15 protein-coding genes are annotated in these 22,157 nt (G+C 36.4%); 6 read left to right on the top strand and 9 right to left on the bottom strand.

The window, feature by feature from the left end; translation table 11 throughout:
* Positions 1-75: 75 nt before the first annotated feature.
* From BM361_RS15440 to BM361_RS15475, 8 genes are all read right to left on the bottom strand, one after another.
* Positions 76-2,820 carry a M16 family metallopeptidase gene (locus BM361_RS15440; protein ID WP_175496594.1) on the bottom strand — a complete coding sequence of 915 codons (2,745 nt, stop codon included), beginning with the start codon at positions 2,818-2,820 and terminating at the stop codon, positions 76-78.
* 37 nt (positions 2,821-2,857) lie between these two features.
* Entirely contained in the window at positions 2,858-4,339 is a 1,482-nt protein-coding gene (locus BM361_RS15445; protein ID WP_074979981.1) for a hypothetical protein, read from the bottom strand.
* Between the two features lie 29 nt (positions 4,340-4,368).
* Positions 4,369-5,484, bottom strand: coding sequence for a hypothetical protein (locus BM361_RS15450; protein ID WP_139226736.1), 1,116 nt, complete (start codon positions 5,482-5,484; stop codon positions 4,369-4,371).
* Between the two features lie 34 nt (positions 5,485-5,518).
* Positions 5,519-6,952: a RagB/SusD family nutrient uptake outer membrane protein gene (locus BM361_RS15455; protein ID WP_074979985.1), complete on the bottom strand. Its 1,434-nt coding sequence runs from the start codon at positions 6,950-6,952 to the stop codon at positions 5,519-5,521.
* Positions 6,953-6,962: 10 nt separating this feature from the next.
* The gene (locus BM361_RS15460; RefSeq protein WP_083425976.1) at positions 6,963-10,598 is read right to left on the bottom strand and encodes a SusC/RagA family TonB-linked outer membrane protein; all 3,636 of its coding nucleotides are present in this window, start codon (positions 10,596-10,598) and stop codon (positions 6,963-6,965) included.
* Positions 10,599-10,763: 165 nt separating this feature from the next.
* Positions 10,764-11,960 carry a FecR family protein gene (locus BM361_RS15465; RefSeq protein ID WP_074979988.1) on the bottom strand — a complete coding sequence of 399 codons (1,197 nt, stop codon included), beginning with the start codon at positions 11,958-11,960 and terminating at the stop codon, positions 10,764-10,766.
* Positions 11,961-12,048: 88 nt separating this feature from the next.
* The gene (locus tag BM361_RS15470) at positions 12,049-12,606 is read right to left on the bottom strand and encodes an RNA polymerase sigma factor (protein WP_083425977.1); all 558 of its coding nucleotides are present in this window, start codon (positions 12,604-12,606) and stop codon (positions 12,049-12,051) included.
* 281 nt (positions 12,607-12,887) lie between these two features.
* Complete coding sequence (locus BM361_RS15475; protein WP_074979990.1) at positions 12,888-14,090, bottom strand: NAD(P)/FAD-dependent oxidoreductase; 1,203 nt, start codon at positions 14,088-14,090, stop codon at positions 12,888-12,890.
* A 293-nt stretch (positions 14,091-14,383) separates the two neighbouring features.
* Between BM361_RS15475 and BM361_RS15480 the strand changes: the two genes are divergently transcribed.
* Together BM361_RS15480 and BM361_RS15485 are read left to right on the top strand one after the other, a co-directional pair.
* Complete coding sequence (locus BM361_RS15480) at positions 14,384-15,484, top strand: DUF4407 domain-containing protein (RefSeq protein WP_074980031.1); 1,101 nt, start codon at positions 14,384-14,386, stop codon at positions 15,482-15,484.
* A gap of 81 nt (positions 15,485-15,565) precedes the next feature.
* A complete protein-coding gene (locus BM361_RS15485; RefSeq protein WP_074979992.1) occupies positions 15,566-17,965 on the top strand; it encodes a glycoside hydrolase family 95 protein in 2,400 nt (799 codons plus the stop codon).
* Between the two features lie 103 nt (positions 17,966-18,068).
* Here BM361_RS15485 and BM361_RS15490 read toward each other — a convergent pair whose 3' ends face one another.
* A complete protein-coding gene (locus tag BM361_RS15490) occupies positions 18,069-19,250 on the bottom strand; it encodes an MFS transporter (protein WP_038267014.1) in 1,182 nt (393 codons plus the stop codon).
* Positions 19,251-19,366: 116 nt separating this feature from the next.
* On the opposite strand from BM361_RS15490, the gene BM361_RS15495 reads away from it, so the two are divergent.
* From BM361_RS15495 to BM361_RS15510, 4 genes are all read left to right on the top strand, one after another.
* Positions 19,367-19,930, top strand: a complete 564-nt coding sequence (locus BM361_RS15495) for a Crp/Fnr family transcriptional regulator (RefSeq protein WP_074979993.1) — start codon at positions 19,367-19,369, stop codon at positions 19,928-19,930.
* A gap of 266 nt (positions 19,931-20,196) precedes the next feature.
* Positions 20,197-20,616: a hypothetical protein gene (locus tag BM361_RS16900; RefSeq protein WP_055725820.1), complete on the top strand. Its 420-nt coding sequence runs from the start codon at positions 20,197-20,199 to the stop codon at positions 20,614-20,616.
* Between the two features lie 134 nt (positions 20,617-20,750).
* The gene (locus BM361_RS15505) at positions 20,751-21,125 is read left to right on the top strand and encodes a DUF7670 domain-containing protein (RefSeq protein ID WP_074979995.1); all 375 of its coding nucleotides are present in this window, start codon (positions 20,751-20,753) and stop codon (positions 21,123-21,125) included.
* A gap of 105 nt (positions 21,126-21,230) precedes the next feature.
* A complete protein-coding gene (locus tag BM361_RS15510) occupies positions 21,231-22,118 on the top strand; it encodes an amidohydrolase family protein (RefSeq protein WP_074979996.1) in 888 nt (295 codons plus the stop codon).
* Positions 22,119-22,157 lie beyond the last annotated feature (39 nt).

Raw genomic sequence — 22,157 nt, forward strand, 5'->3', positions numbered from 1 at the left:
AAAGCTGTTATATTTTAATAACAGCTTTTAATTTTATTACAAAAAGATCTTTACAACACTAATTCCCTGAAAACATTACTTTTGCTGTAGCAGTATGATGTAATTATCCGGGTTGATTAAACGTCTCATTTGATCTTCAATATCTTCTTCAGTTATTGTGCGTATTATTTTTTGAAAATCTTGCATGGTATATAATTCACCATAGTCTAATCCCCATTTTAAATAGTCTGAACTTACTCTATCTGTTTCATAAAAAGAAGACACATAGTCCTTTTCCAGTAACGCCTTAATCACCAAAGCATCGTGTTCAGATAATATACCTTCACTCATTGAAGGTAGGACTTCTTCAAGCATAGCCCTTTGTGCTGCATCAACATTCGTTTTATCTTCCACGATATAACGGATACTAACCGCTGATAAGTTCTGTGACACATTAGCATACCCTGAAGCTCCGAGAGAATAAACAAATCCATATTTTTTCCTTAAAATCTGAAACATCCTTTTATAACCGTATTCGGCTATGCCTTCACTTATCAATTTATCTTTAAAGGAAACTGGTTTATCCTTTACATTTGAAAACATAAAACTAGATTTGGCTGAAGTCTTTCCCCAGGCTATTTCTTTTACAGTTGGTTTTTCAATAAACAAAGGTGATGCTTTTTCATTTACTGAAGTATTAAATCGGACCGGCTCAATACTTGCTATGTAAGTGGAGATTAAGTCATCTACATTTTCAGGTAATTCTCCTCCAACATATACATAAGCGTCCTTTAGACTCCGTTTGAACATATTATTATATTCAAAAAACCTGGCTACAATAGCATCATCAATGGGTTGACTTGTTAATGCAGGCACTTCTAATCCCTTCCCTAAAATATAGTTTGAATACTGATCATATTCATCCTTATTCTGTGTTACACGCTTTAAATAGCGCTTGAGACTTTCAGACAACTCCCCTGCTTCGGGTTTTGAATTATTCGTAATGATGAGGTTGAATATTTTTATAAGTTGCGAGAAGTTATTGTTGTTACCTTTTAAACTAAGTTCATAATTATAATTACCAAATTCTACATCCTTATATATTCTTAGCCTACGCCTTAGATCTCTCGCTCCTTTTTCGGAATAGACCCCGAATTTTTCATCGAAGTGATCCACAACATATTTAAATAATGCCCGGTCTTCCTGTGGAATGTTGTTTAAACCATGTTTACTTACAATTTTAATTTGCGTATCTGATTTGGGTGCATTATTCACAACCACCTTAATACCGTTATCGTATTTTAGCACGTAGAGATAATCTCCGAGTTTTACCTTTTTTTTGATTTTCCCTGCCTCTTTATCCTCAATTTCAACCTCTGGCAAATCGTTAGTACTGCCTATTGCAAATTGACTTGATGGTTCCGAAAACTTATACGGCATAACCTTGGCATTTTTTTCAATATGCCTTAATGAAGCTAAAATATAAGATTCGTCAAAACCATCTTCAAATGCCTTTGCAGTATTATCAAACAAGATTGTTTTATTATATTCAGTAAAATGATTCAACAAGTCGGAAAAGTCTTCTGGTGAGATTTCATTTGAAATTTGTTGCGTGTATTTCACCTTATCTATCAATGATAACGGAACATCACCTTTAAGAAAATGCTTTTTAACATCACCAAGGTAATCTTCAGAACGAGTTGCAAGTCTTTTATAGCGTTTTAAAAAATCATTCACATAATAATCGATCTCTTCCTGTAAAAAACCAAAACGTCTGGCCTGTGCTATAACAAAATTGAAATTGTCAAGCATTGTTTTATAAGATGCTCCTTCCTTGGCTTCAAGCCTAAAATTAAACCACAAATTACCTGTAAAAGGCACTGCAGTATTTGCAGTAACTTTTTTAATATCAGAATCAGGTAATTTACTCAATCTATTACTCAGCATTTCACAAAACACTTTGTATATGAAATCCTTTTTAAAGGACGCTACCGTATTTACGGGGAAATCACGGGTTTTAAATCCTAAAACCAACATGTCTGCCCTTTTATTTTTATACTCACCACTAACAATAGTCTCCTTACTCAAGTCAAGATACTTGTTCCTATTGTCTGCTATGGTTCCAGGAAGTTCTCCAAATAATTTATCTATATACCTGATAATATTTTTCTCATCAACTTTACCATGAACAACCAATGCAAGTTGATCTGTAGTATAGTATTTTTTATAAAAGTCCTTTACATCTTTGGCAGTTACACTGTTTATCTGTTCAGCTGTACCTAAACCATTATGACCTTCTAAATAAGTACCAATTACGAAAGGGGTACCCCCTGAGCTCCTTAGTTTAATTTCTTCAATAACCACCTTTTTCTCTACTTCCAGATCATTGGCATCCATTTGAAGATTAAAACACCAATCATTCATCATTCTCAGTGTTTTCTCTAAAGTAACCTTATTATTTTCGGGTATAAAAACACGATATTCAGTAAAAATATCATTAACCGATCCGTTATAATCTCTACCAATCCGAAGTCCCAAACTCTCCAGAGTGTCTGCAGTTTTGTTTCCAGGAAAGTTCTTACTTCCCTTGAACACCATATGCTCCAAAAAGTGAGCTACACCACGTTCTTCCCTTTTTTCTACATAACTACCGGTATCTGAAAAAAGGTATAATCCAATTTTTCCAGGCTCCCCATTAGGTAGAATGTAATATGAAAAACCATTATCTAACTGCTTATGGATAATATTTGATGGTATGGGTAGCTGTTGAGAACTCAAGTTTATTGAAAACATCATCAAATATAAAACTACAGCTACCCTATCAAATAACCTCTTAGACATCAATCTCATCTAATCTATCTTTTATTAATCAATATGATTACTCATAAAAAAACGAGTAAGAGGCTGATTTTCCTTTTACAAAAGAGGTTCCTGAGGTATACAGCTTGACAATTCTTGTAATATTACCATTATTGTCAGTTTCGTATGTATATGATGGCTCTCTTAAATAAGTTCCGCTGTAGCTCGGATCTGTCGGCACTGTTTTGGTCATTATATACTTATGCCAAAACAGGTCGTTAAACACTTCAAACAAAGCCGAATTACCTGAAACAAACGGTGGTAAACCTTCATTAAATGTTGGCATTAAAACCGGATCATAATCTTCTCTGTGCTGTCTTCTGATTGTATTACTTGACATATAGCTGGTGCTTTGCCAGAATTCACCAAAAATGTTTTCTCCTAAATTGAAGGGATCGCTATAATATATATTATCTACGGTTGAGTTGGTATTAAATGATAATACCGTGCCCTTTACAGGGTCATAAACAAAATTATCTGCCTCTACCTCGACATCTCCTATAACCACATTACCTTCTTCATACTCAAATGATTGAGATTCTATGTTTTGAATCTCTGTTGAACCCGGAATATAATTAATGTACCTGTAATTTTCGAAGGTAAAACTTCCATCAACCTCAGTGCTTCTGTACAACAGGGTATCGACCATTTTCAAATCGTTGTACCTGAATTCATGGTAATAATTTCTACCATTCGGAAATATATAATCCAGGGCTGTCATATTACCGTTTTCATCATATTGAAACTTAATTTGAATTAAAAGGTCACTGGTCGTCAGGTAATTAATCTGCACCGGTCTTTGTACTGATTCCCCTTTAAAAACTTTAATGGTGGTAGTTGACGTTTGTCCTTTTTCGTCAACAATGACAACATCAATGTGATATTCTACATCAAGTTCCAAATTCCCTAAAAAAACCAATTGTTTGAGAGGCATTTCATATAAGGGTTCTGAAGGATTGGATTCGAATAGATATTGTTCTTCACCTTCAAACAGAACCTGTACGGAACTAATTGCATTTAATCCTGTTGTGATTAATCCTTTCACGACATATGCCGGTGCTGCAACTGAAATATTATCTCCACCGACTAATTTAATCTCAGGAAAAGAAAACCCTTTAACATCAATTCGAATACCCCGGTTAAAACTACGATCGTCTGCATCCGTTACCTTAACAAGATAATTTAGTACCGTATCCTTTTCGAAGCTTGTTAAATCTACTCTATATTGAAAATCGAATTTTGTCCTGCCATTATATTCATCGATTTTCTCTAAAACTTCATAATTTGTAGCATCCAGTATATTAATAGAAGAAACTCCATTAGGAACATCCATTTTCAGATTAATATCATAGAAATCTGCGGTATCTCTTCTGATTTCAACACGCGTATCTTCTAATTCAAACCCTGGATCTGGGAATACAGGATCACTCTCACAAGATTGCAATGCAAAAAGGCCAAGGCAACCTATTAATAATATATATATTAAGTTATTTATTTTCATGACTTATAGATTTAAATTACCTGGTTTATTTAGTTGAGTACATTTAAGTCTGGATTAATACCGACTATATCAACTCCCCAGCTCATTAACAAATCGCGTAATAAAATTATGTTCTCCTGAATGTTTTCAGGATACTCTAAAAACTCAGCTTCATTTCTGTGAATCATCTCTGTTAGATAACTTCTTACATCTATGGCCTCATTTCCGACAAATTCATAACTCGGTCTTAATGCTTTGGGATGAATTATTCTTGTAGGCAACCTGTTTCCATCTTCATCGAAACTCTGATAATAGGTTCTTAAACCAAAGCTATTGAAGAAGTAATAGGCATCAATAAACCCTTTTGAATAAAACCAATCTTTATCAATAACATAAACATTCTTGTCTTCGGCTATATTAAGTTCTTCTCTGTAAACCACATCCATATTCTGATTGTAGTATGCACTTTTACCATTAAAAAAAGAAGCCGGGACCTCATCATATAAGTTATGCATTGACATAATTCTGGATAACAGGATATAGAAATTATCTTTTGTATACTCATCAATATCTTTAACGACCTCATCTTGATTTACACTAAAGACAATTGAATGTTCATTAAATACTGTTCTCTGCAGGTTTCTTGAGCTTCCCGAACGACTGAACCTGGATTCAGATTCAGTCATTACTGAACCCGGTTCTCCGGTAACCAGCAGAGGGGCAAAAACAGATTCACTCAACAATACCTTGTACGGCATTAAACCTGCAATTTTACTGTTAGGCTTAAAGTACTTGAATAAAGTAGTGTCTATAAAAGTGACTGCTGCCTCCGTATAGGCCTTATATGCTGGTATATCTTCCGCTGCCATTACGTCAAGCGTATCCGTAAATAAGGTTCTGATTTGCGGAATTTCTACACTTTCCCATAATTCTGCAATATTATCTGACGAAGCTACATATGCAAAATCAAGAATATTATCATACTCATAAAGCACGCCCGTATTAAAATCGGAATACAATCTGGCTATAGTTGCATTGTTTAAATCCAACTGCCCTGAAACTCTATCTTCATCTTTATTGGAAGGTCTTATTTCCTCTTGCGGCCTTTCACATGCATAAATAAACAATGCCGCAAACACAACGTATATAAGAAATGGATTTTTCATATTTAATAGTTTTTGATTAACTACTGATCTTTCTTTAATCAATAATTACTTCATTATTTATTTCAGGTATTTTCTCATAACGCTCATTATTTCTAATTAGCGGGTTATTTTGTCTCTCTTTAAGAGGAATTGGCAGTGTGTAGTTTAGATCATCTGGTAATAGGGTATAAGTTTCTGTTCCAAGTTTAGTACCATTATCTTCTATCAGAGAATAAACATGTTTAATTTCAGGCCTGTTCTTCATGCGTCTTAAATCGAACCATCTATGATGATCTTCAAAACAAAGCTCTTTTCGTCTTTCTTGCAAAACATAAGCTAATACCTCACTGGATTCACCAGGATAAACTACAGAAGATGCATCTGAATACCTGGCACTATGCAAGCTTCTAATATCATTCAATGCGTTTTCAACATCTTGTTTTTGAGCATAGGCTTCAGCACGATTCAAATAAGCTTCTGAAACTCTAAAATTGGCATAACCTAAACTAGTGTAAGTATCACGCTGATATTTTCTAGGCATATAGTACAGCTTCCCTGTACCGTTGTCAATTGCCGTAAAAAAGGCTTCTTTTCGAATATCATTATCATCGTAAAGATCAATCAATTCCTTATTTGCAATATACGGCTCCGTATCACCTCCAAATAATGGTCTTAATGTACTATAAGAATATAATAGTTCGCTATTGTCTTCTGTAATAAATGGAACATTGACAGATATTCTTGACAAACTAGCCTCAGCTATAACTTTATTCGAGTAGTCGATAGCTTCATCCCATTTTTCCTGGTATAATTTAACTCTTGACATTAGCAGATTACAAGCAGCAATATTTGGGTGCCAAATACTTTTCTCTATACCACTCATTGTGATGAGTTCGATTGCACTCATAAGGTCTGCTTCAATTTGCGAATAGCACTCATTAACCGTATTCCTGCTGTAAACCTCTTCCACCCCGATGTTATCTCTGACAGGTATTCCCAGAGCAACATCAGCACTTGAAGAATTATAAGGTTGACCATATAGATTTAATAAATTGAAATATGAAAACGCTCTTATGAAATATGCTTCACCTTTTACAAAATCTATTTCACTTTGATTACCTAAAGCATCATCGATAAGTTCAATTACATAATTTGAAATAGCAATATCTTCATATATATTTCCCCAGGTCTGATTCACAGAATTATTTTCATTTCCATCCTCATCTATTTCAATTTCCCGTTGCCAGGTATAGGTGGTTTTACTGCTAAACTTTTGTGATGATAATGCCTCAGGATTTTCGACAATATTATCAGTCATGTGATCTACAGTTAAGAAAATCGGATAATTCCAATTAAATTCCTGCAATAGCATGGCTGCATAGTGATCAGTTTTTTCAGGCACTAATTTATCCTGATCCACTTCATCAAGAAAATCACTACAACTGAAAGTCAATAAGATTATCGGTATTATTAAAAATAACTTTTTCATTTTTTTCTGTTTAGAATGACATATTTAAACTTAAGCTGTAGTTAGGCAAGGTTGGCATTCCTATTCCAGACACCTGCTCTGGATCCTGTCCTTTTAAATCACTGTCGAATGCAAAGAAACCAAGGTTACTTCCCTGAACTCCAATATTTAAGCTTTTTACCCCAGCTTTCCCAAAGAATTGGGAAGGAACATTGTAATTAACTGTTAAAGACTGAAATCTGAAATGACTTGCATCTACTGTTCGCTCATCGCTGTAATCGTACATCCACCATGCACTAGTTCCGTCTGGGACTACGGTTCCATGATTAGTCATATAAACTCTTGAATAACCATCGGCACTGGTTGAAGAAGTAAATGTCATATTATGATTAGATATGGCCGGAATACTTGTATTAAGTTCATCTCCAGGTTGCCTCCAACGCCTATTAAAATCGGCATGCATATTCTCATATGGAAGCGGCAAGTTTTGATTTCCGTTATAGAGGCTCAATAATCTTGTTTTATATCCTAGTTTGTAGGTAAAATTGGCTGATATTGTAAAATTCCCTGATTTTATTTGGGTACCAAACCCTCCATAAAATCTAGGTGTACGGCTCCCTTCGTAAACTAAAGCAGCTTCTAATTGTTCTTCAGGTGTCATATTTTCTTCTACCAAATGTTTAAAAGTTGGCAGTCCTTCTTCACTTAAACCATCAAACTGATAAGAAAAGAATCCACTGGTAGGAAAACCTGCCCGATAAATATTCCCCTGTAAATAGTTATACGCTGTTAGGTTTCTTTGTGAACCATCTTCAAATCCTTCAAGAACGCGATCTCTGTCGTGTGAAAAATTGAAATGAGTACTCCATGCAAAATCATCTTTCTTAACATTTACTGTTCGAATCGCGAACTCAAAAGTATTCACATCCTTACTACCTGAATTAAAAAGCTGAACTGCAGTTCCGTTTACTAAAGATACCGGGCGAGCCTGTAACAAGTCTGTACTCTTAGAGTAAGCATAATCAACAGCTCCACTTATTCTTCCACCAAGAAAACTATAATTCAATCCAACATTTGTAGTATTTGTTTTTTCCCAACGTAAATTTGCATTTGGAAGCGCCGATAAGTCTGCTGTATTTTCAGGATAATATATTGAATTGTTCTTCCCATAATTAGCTATTACGAGATAAGGGCTACCATTCGGCATGGTTCCACGAATACCATAAGATGCTCTAAGGGCAAGTTCATCCAAACCTCCTGCATTCTTCAAAAACTTTTCATTGTGAATATTCCATCGTGCAGAAGCAGACCAGGTAGGCTTAAACTTATATCTTTCGTATTGTCCAAAAGCATTCGAACCATCGCTTCGCATATTGAAATTCAACACATAACGACTATCGTAAACATAATTAATTATTCCAAAAAACGACATTGTATTTTGCAGTCTGTCTGTAATGTTCGGATAAACGGATAACCCTCCTCTATTGGTAAGCCAATAGAACATAGCATCGTAATCATACTCACTAAAATCAATAAAACTATTACCGTCTTCTCTGCCTATACCAGGATTCGGAAGGGCTACAAACCCTCTTCCCTGGTAGTGATTATATCCTGGCACTGTAAATCCTGTAGCCCCCCAATATTGGATAGACCTTGCTTCCTGACCTAAATTAACATTGAACGCATGACGATTTCCAAATACGCGGTTATAGTTTAACTGATTGGTAATGGTATAAGTATCCTGACTTACCATACCTCCATTGTACACACCTCCAAATGGTAGGGTAGACCCTACATTTTGTCTATCCTCTATTAAATTTTCAAATGCATCATATGTACGTAATTTTGCTGCATAAAATGAATCTTCAGTGATCCACTCTTCCGTTAAATTGGTAGTATTACGGTAGCTACCCTGACTGGTAAAACGAAGGTTTTTCATGAAATCCCAGCGTAACTGAGCAGATACGGTAAAATCTTTATTGGTAATATTTCTTTCAGAATTATTCATTTCATGCAGAATATTATAGCCTGCATATTCTTTTCCATAACCATCTGAATAAATTTCCTGTGGCTGGAAAAAGTAATCACCATTTTCATCATAAATCGGAATTGTTCTACTGGTGTTATAAGCTGTATCGAACAGGTTTATTGAACTGTGATTATATTTTCCTTTCTGTACAGATCCACTAAATCTAAAAGACAGTTTAATATTATCTCTGATATCTAAATCAACATTTGAACGGGCAGTAATTCTATTCAGATCTACGTTATTTTCTGCTCCTCTTTGATCATCATAACCTAATGAAAAGTAGTAACGTGACTTTTCTCCACCTCCGGATGCACTTACTGAATGACGTTGACTGAATGAATTACGATATAACTCACCAAACCAATCTGAATTCAATGTTTCTAAATACCCGACTCTATCTTTAAATTGTTGATAATTATATGTTCCGTCCCACAAATTCATTAAAGCTCCTTCGTACCCTAAACGACCTACATTATCATAAAAGCCACTATATCCAAGGTTCTTTTGATACATTTCTCTGGAAACATCTATACGCTCCAAAGATGTCATTAAATTAAAATCAGAATATCGTGGTGCCTGAACGAAACTATAACCACCTGAATAGGTTAAGGAAGGCTGTCCTTGCTTTCCTCTTTTTGTAGTTATAACAATAACTCCATTTGCAGCGCGAGTACCATATATTGCGGTAGCTGACGCATCTTTCAGAATGTCAATTTTAGCTATATCTGAAGGATTAATACCTGTTATTGCATTTCCTATAATATTGATATTATCAAAACTATTTATCTGATCTGCACTAAGTGGCACCGGGTCTTCATAAACAACTCCATCAACCACCCAAAGAGGACTCTGATTTCCTGTAAACGTACTTCCACTTCTAATTCTGATTTTAGCAGCTGCACCAGGAACTGCGCTTAGATTACTTACTAACAATCCAGTCGCCTTACCCTCTAGCATTTTATCTACACTAATAGCTCCAACTATGTCCAAATCTTCCGAATTAACCTCAGCAATTGAGCTGGTTAACTCTCTTTTATCGATAGTCTGATACCCCGTAAGTACTACCTCTCCCAAATCTAATGTTTCCAACTCCATTTTAATTTGAAGTTGCATTGATTTAGATACTTTTATTTCTTGTGTTTTATATCCAATGTAAGAAATAACTAATATGGATTCCTTGGGCGGTAAATTCATACTAAACTTACCGTCAAAATCTGTAGAGGTCCCGAGCCTGCTATTTTTAACCATAACATTTACACCCGGAATCAAGGCATTACTTGTAGCATCAATAATGGTACCTGAGACGGTAATCGATTGACTCTGGTCTACCTTATCATTTTCCTTCTCTACAATTATTATTACTCCGTCTACCATACGATATGATAAACCGGTTCCGTATAGCACCTCATCCAATAATTGATTGACAGAAATATTCGTTTTCTGCACAGATACTTTCTCTAATTCGGCAATTTTATCCTCATTAAAGAAAAAGCTATAATCTGTTTGCTTCCTTATTTCTTCAAACAAATACGAGAAGCTTACATCTGTTAAATTTAGACTCACACGCTTAGACTGCGAATAGGTGGCAGCATTGAGCGTTAAAACAGCACTTAAAATTAATACAATCGACATCCTCATAATCAACTCTCCATTTTATATAGCTTCACATTACCATGAAAAGCGGTTAATAACTTTATTCTCATAATTATTTAATTGATTTGATTAGTAATAAAAAAACACTTCTAGAAGATATAATCATCAGGAAAAGTTGCGCTTTTCTCTTCCTTTTAGTTAGTTAATTAATTATTTATCAGACACATATACTTTCTTGTTGTCCTTGATCTGTATATGAACAGACATTTCAGTCTCAATAATCTTTAAAATGCTAGTCATATTATTATACCTGGGAAGGTCTCCGGTGAACCTGATATTTTTAATTGAATCATCATTAAAAATAACCTCGACATCATACCATCTTGCAACTTTTGAAAGGAATTGCTCCAGAGTTACGTTATTAAACACAAAACGCCCTTCCTTCCAGGCTATATAAGGATACACGTCTACATTGCTTTTTTCCATAAAAGCTGTATTTGTATTAAATACTACCTGCTGGTCTGGGACTAAATATTCAGCAACATCCGATTCATCGGCGTTTACTTTTACTTTTCCTTCTACCAAGGTGGTGGTTATTGTATTATCTGCTTCATATGCAGAAATATTAAACTCAGTCCCCAACACAGTCACCTCCTGATTTCGTGATGTTACTACGAAAGGAACCTCTTCATCCGGAGCTACATCGAAGTATGCCTCTCCTTTAAGTTCAACCCTTCTTTTTCCACCCGTAAAGGAAACCGGATATGTTAATTCAGTTTCAGCATTCAACCATACTTTCGTACCATCAGAAAGAACAAGTTGATATTCAGCTCCGCGAGGCACTCTTAGTGTATTCTTTTTAACTTCTATTGCTGACTTTTTTTCAATATCACTATACTGTAGCGTTCCATTAATATTTTCTGCAGTAACAGTTCCCTGACTAATCTTATCTTTTGATTCCGTTTCTAAATCAACGACCTCTCCGTCAGACAACACCAACTCAGCATGCGAAGATCCTGGTTGAATATTTGCGTTTTCTACAGACTCATACCCTTGATCGATACCTGAAGTCTGAAAAACAGAAAACAATACAAATCCAACAAGAAATATGGCAGCAGCCGCAGCAGTCCATTTTACAGCTCTCATTACTACTACTCTACTGCGTTTTTCTGGTTTTTGCTCCATTTTCACCAAAAAAGAGCTCCACTCCTTTTCAGTGTCCACACCATCTATCTTTTGAGTCCATTTCTCAAAAGCATCGGCATCAAGAATTTCATGAACCAACTTTTGATGATGAAGTTTCTTTTCAAATGCTTCCAGTTCTTTTTTCTGATCTTCCGTTAAAGACCCTAAAACTTTTGCAGCTAAGAGTTCTGAGTATTCTATTTGACTTTTAATTTCGTCCATTTAACCATTAATTTACAACATATTACGATGCTGCTTTTATTAAGGACGCAAAAATTTGGAAGGAGAGTGACAAGGAATGTTAAAAAATCTAAAAAAAATCGAAAAAGTTGGTTAACAGAATCGCTATAAATTGATTCCCAAGCTTTGTCCTTAATGCTTTATACGCTCTTTTTTTAACAGTTTTAACGGTATTAACAGTAACATTTAGTTCGTTAGCGATATCCTGATTTTGATATCCCTGTAATGTTAACTTTACAACGTTTTCTGCTTGAGGTGAAAGTTCTTTTATGGCAATATGCAAAAGCTTATAAGTTTCTTCCCTAAGTATTTCATTTAAAAAAGCCTGTTGACTAATGGTAAGTCCTTCTTCTAAGATTGTGCTCTTATGCTTGGCTTCCTTTCGAAGTTCACTTATGCATGCATTTTTTACTAAAACATATAAATAAGCCTGTAAGGCTTTCTGATCAGTAAACTCTTCAGTATCCTTTCGCCATAATTTCACAAAGGCCTCCTGAGCGATATCCTTTCCTTTATCTTCACTCTTTAAAATACGTGAAGCCAACACACACATAGATGGAAAAAGATGCTCAAATATAGTTTTGAACTCTGCACTATTATACTGAATAGTTTTACCTGATACCTTCATCACATTTACTGCCAGTTACTTACATTAATCGGATGGAAACCAAATTTAATTTCCATAATTGCTTAACCATTAATTAATTCAACCTTAACGACTACGTAAGATGACTGCAAGTTTAACAAAGTTATATAGAATATCATGAATTTTTGCTAAGTTTCTTGATATAAAACGCTTTATATTCAAGTCAACCGTATTAAAATTATATTTACTTATTTTCATTAATCCGTATATAAAAAGGGCCTACTTTCCAAGTAGACCCTTATACAAAAATCAATCAAAAAACATCAAGGTAACCGGGAGTATCCGTGTTTGGTTTTCCACAGAAAATATTTCTCAAATAAGACCTTGTTGAAGTCGTAAAATATGTTTGGGATCATGATGGCAAACTTTCTGGGTTTAAAAAGTTTATCACTTAAAATGATTACCTCTTTTTTACCGGCATCCATGATACAAATACCTGGTATTTTACCCCATCCTTTTTTCTTAAGTTCGTTTTTGCCTTGTTGTACTCGAATAATATTTTCTGCTACAATCTTCCCGGTCTCATCGGAAGGGTATCCTGTTTTCGGTCCGGAGAATGGAACTTTTCCTGGTTCGAACGGGAGTTTTACATCGACGGCAATTCCGGCAGCCCATACATTAGGCAGTGTTACATGTCTATAATCGTCAGTTACGGGTATATATCCCGCTGCGGTAGCTTTAAGTCCCGGTGAATTCTGAACAAAATCAACCCCTATGAATGGAGGCATTAACATGGTAAAGCTACTTGGTAATTCTTCTCCACTGCTTAGTTTCACCTTATTTTCCATTACTTCTTCCACCCCTACTTCAGTTCGGTAATGAATATTAAACATCTTCATAAACGATTTCAACATGGTCTCACCACCTTTAATCCCATCAATCCCAAAGTGTCCTAAGAAGGTTTCAGGGGTTATCCAATACAGGTCAACCTTCTTACGTATGTTTTGTTCTCTAAGCCATTTCTCTATATTGAATAAAAATTCGTAAGCTGCGCCCATACATCCGGCATTTTGCGTAGCGCCTATCACAATCGGTCCGGGGTTCTTTTTAAATTCCTCCAGTGCTTTTCTAATTTTCATTGCCCCGTTTGGGGTACCTACATAGTGAGCGTATTTTTCTACTCCGGGAGCCACATCATATTTAACTTTTGGTCCGGTTGCAACAACCAAATCATCGTAATGAACATCCCCCTTGGTAGTCTGAACAATTTGCAATTCCGTATCGACCTTCAAGGCTTCTGCCTGCATAAATTCCACTCCTTTTTTCTTCAATATTTCATCTTTTCTAAAAGAGATATCCTTAACCTCTCTTCGGCCAAAAGGCACCCAGATCAGGGAAGGAATAAATAAGAATAAAGGTGATTTATCAATCATAATGACCCTTTGTTGGTCTTTCCCTTTACGTTTAAGTTCTAGTGCAGCGGTCATCCCTGCAAAGTTGCCTCCTATAACTACTGATGTTTTCATGACTTATTGATTTTGAATACTTAAAGGTACTACAGAACCCCATGTTTATCAGTAACATAAGTTACAGTTAGTAAAAATAACATGTAACAATTGGAGTGGTTTTGCGTTATATAATTAAAGTTGGTTAGAGTTTCATTGCACGATCACAATTTCAAATCGACAATTCGAAATATTTTCTAAAGAAAATGGTATCCGGAATAGCTATGTTTTTGGATAAGCTTCATGTTTTCGATTCGATGGGTAGGAGTGCATTTCTTAAACCGGCGGATAGATCAATCAAAAAACGTGTTATTATGTTAAAGCAATTCTTCTGGATGTGTTCCGGCGCTGATACGGACCTCCTTGAAACCTGTTCAAAATCTGAACAAATCAAGCAGGCCGGTATAGGCGGTACTGTGTTTTTTACAGCCGTTATGGCTTTTATCGCTTCTTCCTATGCCTTGTATACGGTGTTTGACAGTATATATCTGGCTATTTTCTTTGGATTAATATGGGGACTGCTTATTTTTAACCTGGACAGGTTTATCGTTTCCACAATAAAAAAGAGCGGGAGCTTTAAGAGTGAATTTATCCAGGCGGTACCAAGAATTCTATTGGCCATTATCATTGCTATTGTTATTGCCAAGCCATTAGAGCTAAAAATATTTGAAAAAGAGATCGATCGGGTTTTACTTGAAGAAAAAAATGAACTTACGCTTGCCAATCAAGAACAAATCGGACTCCAATACCAACCGGAAATTCAGCTATTGGAAAATCAAATCTCTGCACTGAAAAAAGAAGTCACTGACAAGGAAGCGGCAGTTAACGAATTATACGACACTTATATTGCAGAGGCAGAAGGACGTGAAGGTACTTTGAAAATAGGCAAAGGTCCGGTATACAAAGAGAAACGTGAAAAGCACGACGCGAGCTTAAAGGAACTCCAAACACTACGTGAGAACAACACTGCTAAAATAGGTGAGTTAGAGGGGCAGATCGCCACCTTAAAAAGCAACTACGACAAGAAGGTTACTGAAACACAACCCGTTATAGACGGATTTGATGGTCTTATGGCACGGGTAAATGCACTTGATAAGTTACCCTGGTTACCTTCATTCTTTATTTTTCTATTATTCTTTGCCATTGAAACTGCCCCTATTTTTGCAAAATTAATGGCTCCCAAAGGAGCCTACGACATCAAACTTTCTGATGCCGAAGATGCCGCTAAGACCTGGGCCCAACAAAAAGCCTACCAGCGCAAAAAACAATTGGCCACTGATGCTGTTATCAATGATAAGGTATATGAGGACTTAAGTGAAGAAGACGAATTATACACTTATAAGCGTAAATCTGCACGTGAGATCATGCAACTACAAGCAGACGCTTTTTACAAACAACAGAAAAACATACTGTAGGGTTTTGATTGTCTAATACATCTAAATGTTTCTATATTACTCAAAAATTCATCTGTTTTAGAAACATTTACCCTTTAAATTATGTCTAAACTTTATTTACCCATTCTTGTTTTAATTGTTCTTGTGAGCAGTTGTAACCCAGCGAAAAATAACGAGGAATTACAGACCCTGAAACTTTGGTTTGATGAACCTGCAAATGCATTGCAGGCAGACCCTGAAAACGGCTGGAAAAACAATCCTGAATGGATGAAAGCTGTACCATTGGGAAATGGTAGTCTGGGCGCCATGGTTTTTGGCGACGTACATACCGAACGCATACAACTCAATGAAGAGAGCATGTGGTCGGGGAGTCCCGCTGACAACAATAATCCTGAAGCTCAAAAACATCTGGATAGCATTCGAAAGTTATTGTTTGAAGGCAAATACAAGGAAGCCACCCTCCTCACCAACCAGACTCAGGTATGTAGTGGGAAAGGATCAGGACATGGTAATGGGGCTAACGTTCCTTTTGGATGCTTTCAGACCTTAGGAGATCTATGGATAGAGAATCATTCAAAGTCACCATATACTGATTATTATCGCGATTTAAACTTGCACAATGCGATCGCTACGGTTAAATATGTACAAGACGAAATAAGCTATACCAGAGAAATTTTAACCAGTCATCCGGATCAGGTATTGGCCACTTCATTTAAAGCAAGTAAGCCGGGAAGCATCTCATTTGATGTTAAAATGAATCGCCCGGAGCATTACAAGACTTATACAGAAGACCATCAGCTTATCATGACCGGTGAACTACCGGACGGAAAAGGAGGCACTAATTTAAAATATATAGCCAGGTTGCAAGCGGTAGCTAAAAACGGTACTGTTTCTTACGCTGATGATGGCATTGAAATTAAAAATGCTGACGAAGTAACACTCTACCTCACCGCATCGACTGATTACGTATTGGAGCATCCACATTATACCGGTCGTGATTATAAGAGCGTTAGTTTAGCAAACCTCAACAATTCCGTTAAGAAGGGTTTTGGAGCTATTAAAGCTGATCATATTAAAGACTATAAACAATATTTTGACAGGGTTCAACTTGACTTAAGTCAGGGTAAAATAGCGAACATCCCCACTGATGAACGCGTGGAACAATTCAAAGATTCATTAAATGATCTACACTTAACTGAACTGAGCTTTCAGTACGGTCGATATTTATTGATCTCATCATCGCGACCGGGAACGCTTCCTGCTAACTTACAAGGTATCTGGGCCAATCAGATACAGACCCCATGGAATGGTGACTACCATACTGATGTTAACATTCAAATGAATTACTGGCCTGTGGAAACCACCAACCTATCAGAATTACACCTCCCCGTTTTCGACTTATTACAAAATCTCGTAAAACCGGGAAGTGTTACCGCCGAGGTACAGTATGGGAATAATGGCTGGGTCTTACACCCTATTACCAATGTCTGGGGGTATACAGCTCCGGGAGAAATGGCTTCCTGGGGAATGCATTCGACAGGTGGGGCCTGGTTGTCTCAACATATCATGGAACACTTTGAATTTACCAGGGACACCAGTTTTTTAAAGAAAATGTATCCTGTTTTAAAGGGATCTGCCGCCTTTTATAACGATTGGCTTACTGAAGACCCAAAGACGCAGAAGTTGGTTTCGGGACCGGCAGTTTCCCCTGAGAATACTTTTATTACCGAAGATGGTACCACCGCTCAAATCAGTATGGGACCATCACATGATCAACAAGTAATCTCCCAGCTTTTTAAAGACCTTATCAAGGCTTCAGAAACACTTAAAATTAGTGATAGCTTTACCGCTATTACCAAAAGCAATTTAGATCGATTAGCTACAACGAAGATCGGAAGTGACGGAAGGCTTATGGAATGGGCTGAAGAATTTAAGGAGCGAGAACCTGGTCATCGCCATATTTCCCATTTATTTGCGGTTCACCCGGGGGCTGAAATCAATTTAGTCGATACGCCTGAACTTGCAGCAGCAGCTAAAAAATCATTAGACTACAGGATTGAAAACGGAGGTGGCCATACGGGATGGAGTGCCGCATGGCTTATTAGTCAGTATGCTCGTCTGGGTGAAGCTAAAGAAGCTCATAATGCTTTAAATACGGTTTTAACTAAAAGTACAAGTAAGAATCTATTTGGGTTACATCCTCCATTTCAAATTGATGCTAATTTTGGAACTACGGCCGGAATTGCTGAAATGCTACTTCAGAGTCACACAGGTAAAATAGAACTGTTACCAGCCCTTCCTGAAGATTGGCAAAGCGGGAGCTTCTCAGGTCTTAGAGCCAGAGGTGGTTTTACAGTTGACCTAAGCTGGGAACAAGGTAAACTAACGTATGTTAATATCAGGTCTGATTACAATCAACCGTGTAAAGTTTCATATAACGGACAAGATATAACCTTTGATGCAAAGGCTTCCACTGATCATGAAATCATGGAATTATATTGAAAAAAGATGTTAACACAATTGAATACGGGGATCATCATTGACTAAATCTACCGTGTTTATTCAGATCGAATTCATAGGTAAAGATGCTTGCTCAAATTTAAAGTTAAGCCTCTTTACCTTTTTTTATAAGCATATAAAGAAGTCCGATGAAGGCTATTGCACTGATGGCATACATTACCACAGGTATATTTCCGATGTTTCCCTGGTAATACCAGCCCGAGAACAATGCTCCTAAACCAATACCGGCCTCTAAGGCTATATACATGGTCGCCACGGCTTTTCCCCGGGCATGTTTCAAACTCATATCTATGGTCCATGCATTTAAAGAAGGTGATAGTATTCCCATTGCAATACCGTACAGAACGGCTCCGATAATAAAAATGAGCACCGATGAGGCCATACCAAGCAGCAGCAAGGCAACAATCAAAAACACCAATCCTATAATGATTAGTATTTTTCGTCCGTAGGTGTCGGAAGCTTTGCCGGCAATAAACCGAATCAACAGAGATGAGACGGTGAATACGATAAAGAACATTCCTTTATTAGCAATCCCTAAGTGAGCTGTCCAATCGGGTATAAGGGTTAAAATGACCCCAAATGAAACGTAAACGAGTAATACAACGAAGGCGGCCGGTAACACTTCAAATGCAATAATATCACTGCGTTGAATTTGCAGAAGGTTCCATTTAAACTTTTGCTTTGACTCTAAGGTTTCTTTCATGTTTAAGATTACCAGCATAGAGAGTAACGCACAAACTGAGGAAACATAAAACAATATATTATATGAATAATTCATTTTTATCAGGCTTCCCAGAGCGGGTCCTACAGCCATTCCGGTACTATAAAAAAGACTTTGCATACCAATGGCTGTTCCCCAAAATTTAGCCGGTGTGATATCTGCCACATAGGCTGAGGTGGCTGTTGGTTTAAAACCGGTAGAAAATCCATGCAACAATCGCAAGAGTAAAAATCCAAAAACGGTGTGAAGTAAAGGATATAATAATCCACAGATCACACAGACCACCGTACCAAATATCATTATAGGAATTCTGCCAACGGTATCGGTCAGCTTTCCACTAAACGGCCTTGACACTCCTGCTGTAAGGGTAAACAATGCAATAATAAGTCCTATATACCTGGCTCCTCCTAATGAGGTAAGATATGCCGGAAGTTCCGGAATAAGCATATTATAGCTTGCTGAAAAAAGCAATGAACTCACACATACCAATCCTAGTTTAAGGTTATAAACCGGGTGTGAGTTATTTAAAGCAGGTATTTTTTTCATTGATATTGACTACTGATCTCGAACTATTTGTTTGAATAAAAAATTATTCGACCTTTATGCAGGCAAAGTAACAATAATACCCAAAGCTCTAAAAGGACATTTGTCCCGGTAAAACAATGATTCGTAAAAATCCAAAATTATTACATTACTTAACAGAGACTCTCATCCAAGAGATTCCAGTTGATATTATGGTTAATACCTATAAAGCCGGAGCAGTCATTCTCGATCAAAACAAGCGTGTATCCAATGTATATATAATAAAACAGGGAGTCACAAAGTGTTATCTTACCGAGGATAACGGAACTCAATTCATACAGGAATTTTTTGGTGAAGGTGAACTATTTGGTGAAGTTGAAACTTTAAAAGGTGGCTTAAGTTTTTGTTGTATTGAGGCGATCAATCCGGTGGAGATTATACAAATCCCTGCAAAGGTTTTTATGACATTATTGGATACGGATAAAAAATTCAATCGTCTCATTTTGGAAGCCTTGACCAATAAAATACAGTACAAAGCCATACGACATGCCTACAACCAATCTCATACTATTGAAGATAAGATCCAACGTTTAGAAAAAGATTTTCCTGAATTATTTCAAAAACTTGCTAAGCAAGACATCGCAAATTACCTGGGCATTACCCCCAGAAGTTTAAACCGTGTTTTGAATAAAACTAAACTCTAAAGTTCTTTAGTCCATTGAAACCCCATTATTTTCAATGCTTCAAAGTAAGACTTGCCCTCTACAAATTCGTAGCAAACTTTCGATAACAACCATCAGTGCCTCCCACTACTAAAAACATCTACTCATCACACTATTAACAAGTTATCGTTAATAACTTTACAAGCGACATCAAATTAAGACTCTAATTAATCGAATATTTTCCCTACATTTATCATCCCCAAGCATCGTACACAAGACCGACCAAGTCTAAAAAAACGAACTAAACTATGAACATAGACTACCTAAAAGAGCGAAACTCATTGGTGATTCATCACGATCTTACGGCTCAGTACAAAATTGTATTTATCATCTTTATTTTAAACATCATCAATGCTAGTATTAATCTATACATTCTAAAAGATAACCAATGGGGCGTATTTGAAATGTTATGGGTAACTATTGCCACTTCATCTGTTATTATGCTCATTTATTATAGTTTTTCCTTCTTTCAGAAATCAAAAATTAATTATGTGGAGCTCAATGATATTGAGGCCTTAATAGAGTACTCCGTATTAGGAAGAAAAAAATATAGTTTACTTCTTGTCGATGGCAGCAAACGACATTTTTCTAAACTTGTTAAGGCTCATGACATGATTAAAACCAAGGAACTTTTCAAAACTATTGGTGTTAAAACAATTCTTAAATAAAACGCTTTTAGTAAATATTATCAGTACAACTTTCCTGGTCTAAACATAGCTTTTTTAGTTCATCTGAATAAGTTTCATTAACTTAGAGTATCTATTCAAAACTCAAAAAAAGCTGTGAATCAACCAGTTTAGTCATGGAACCGACGACACCGCATGAAAAGATCAGAAAAACTATTTTATGGCTGGCGCGGATATCTGCCGCACTGGTCATTGCATTTATTTTATTTTTTCTACTTACTCATTTATCTAACCAGGGCAATACAGATAACCATGCCATTCCAACCAAAGATATCTTTGCATTTATTTTATTTCCCGTAGGCACTTTATTAGGTCTTATTGTGTGTTTTATTCGGGAGCGAACCGGAAGTATTATTGCATTGATGAGCATGATTATCTTAATGATCATTCGACCTGACCTGGTTTCCAATCTATTATTATTAAGTCTTGCATTTATTCCCGGGGTTTTATTCCTTATCCATTCTTTATTACGCGAAGAAGCTAAATTCTAAGTTTCCTTAGCTAAAACAATTTACTCCGAATTTGTAACTAGCTGATTTTTAATGTATTTTAGTGTACTCTGAAGAGATCACTTTACCTACACAAACATCTCGTCTATGAATTCTAAAATCATATTATCCGTTATTTTTCTGTTTATTATTTATCAGGTTTCAAGTGCACAGGTCATTGATGTTCATATGCATAGTTATACCCAGGAAGATTATTGGGGAGTTAATGGGCATCCCTCAGGGGTAACCGCGCCTAAAACGGCTGCCGAGCACCTTAGAGAAACCATTATGCTAATGAATAAGCATAATATTAAACATGCTGTAGTCAGTGGATCTATAGCAAGTATCAAGCTTTATTCGGCGGCTGATCCAAGATTTATTCCCGGATATTCCGATGAAGAAAAACTCATACCCATAGAAACTTTTGAAGCCCTCATAAAAGACGGAACCATTAAAGTTTTTGGTGAAGTGGCAGGCATCTACTATGGCCGCAGTTTAAACGATCCCATTTATGCTCCATATCTGGCCATTTGTGAAAAATATGATATCCCGGTAGCCTACCATACGGGTGGAGGCCCTCCAATGACCCCATACAATTGCTGTCCGAAGTTCAGAATTGCTCTGGGTGATCCATTACTCATAGAAGATGTTTTAGTCAGGTATCCGAAGTTACGTATATACCTGATGCACGGAGGTGAAGTTTTTTATGAACATGCTGTTCGGATGATGTCAATGTATAGACAACTCTATGTGGATCTCGGGGTTATGCTTTGGGTTGACCCTATAGTAAAATCATACGCTATAGACTTATTAAAAAGAGCCAAAGCAGCCGGACTTCTTGATCGGGTTATGTTTGGCAGCGATCAGATGGTTTGGCCGGGAGCGATTAGCAAATCGATTGAATTCTTAAATAACATAGCGTTTCTTACGGCTGAAGAAAAACAGATGATACTGTACGACAATGCTAAAAGATTTTTAAAATTACCTACGGAATAGCAATTTCTGCCAAAGTATTTATGAATAGGGTATGCTATG

Source organism: Zhouia amylolytica, from assembly GCF_900116365.1.
GTDB lineage: Bacteria > Bacteroidota > Bacteroidia > Flavobacteriales > Flavobacteriaceae > Zhouia > Zhouia amylolytica.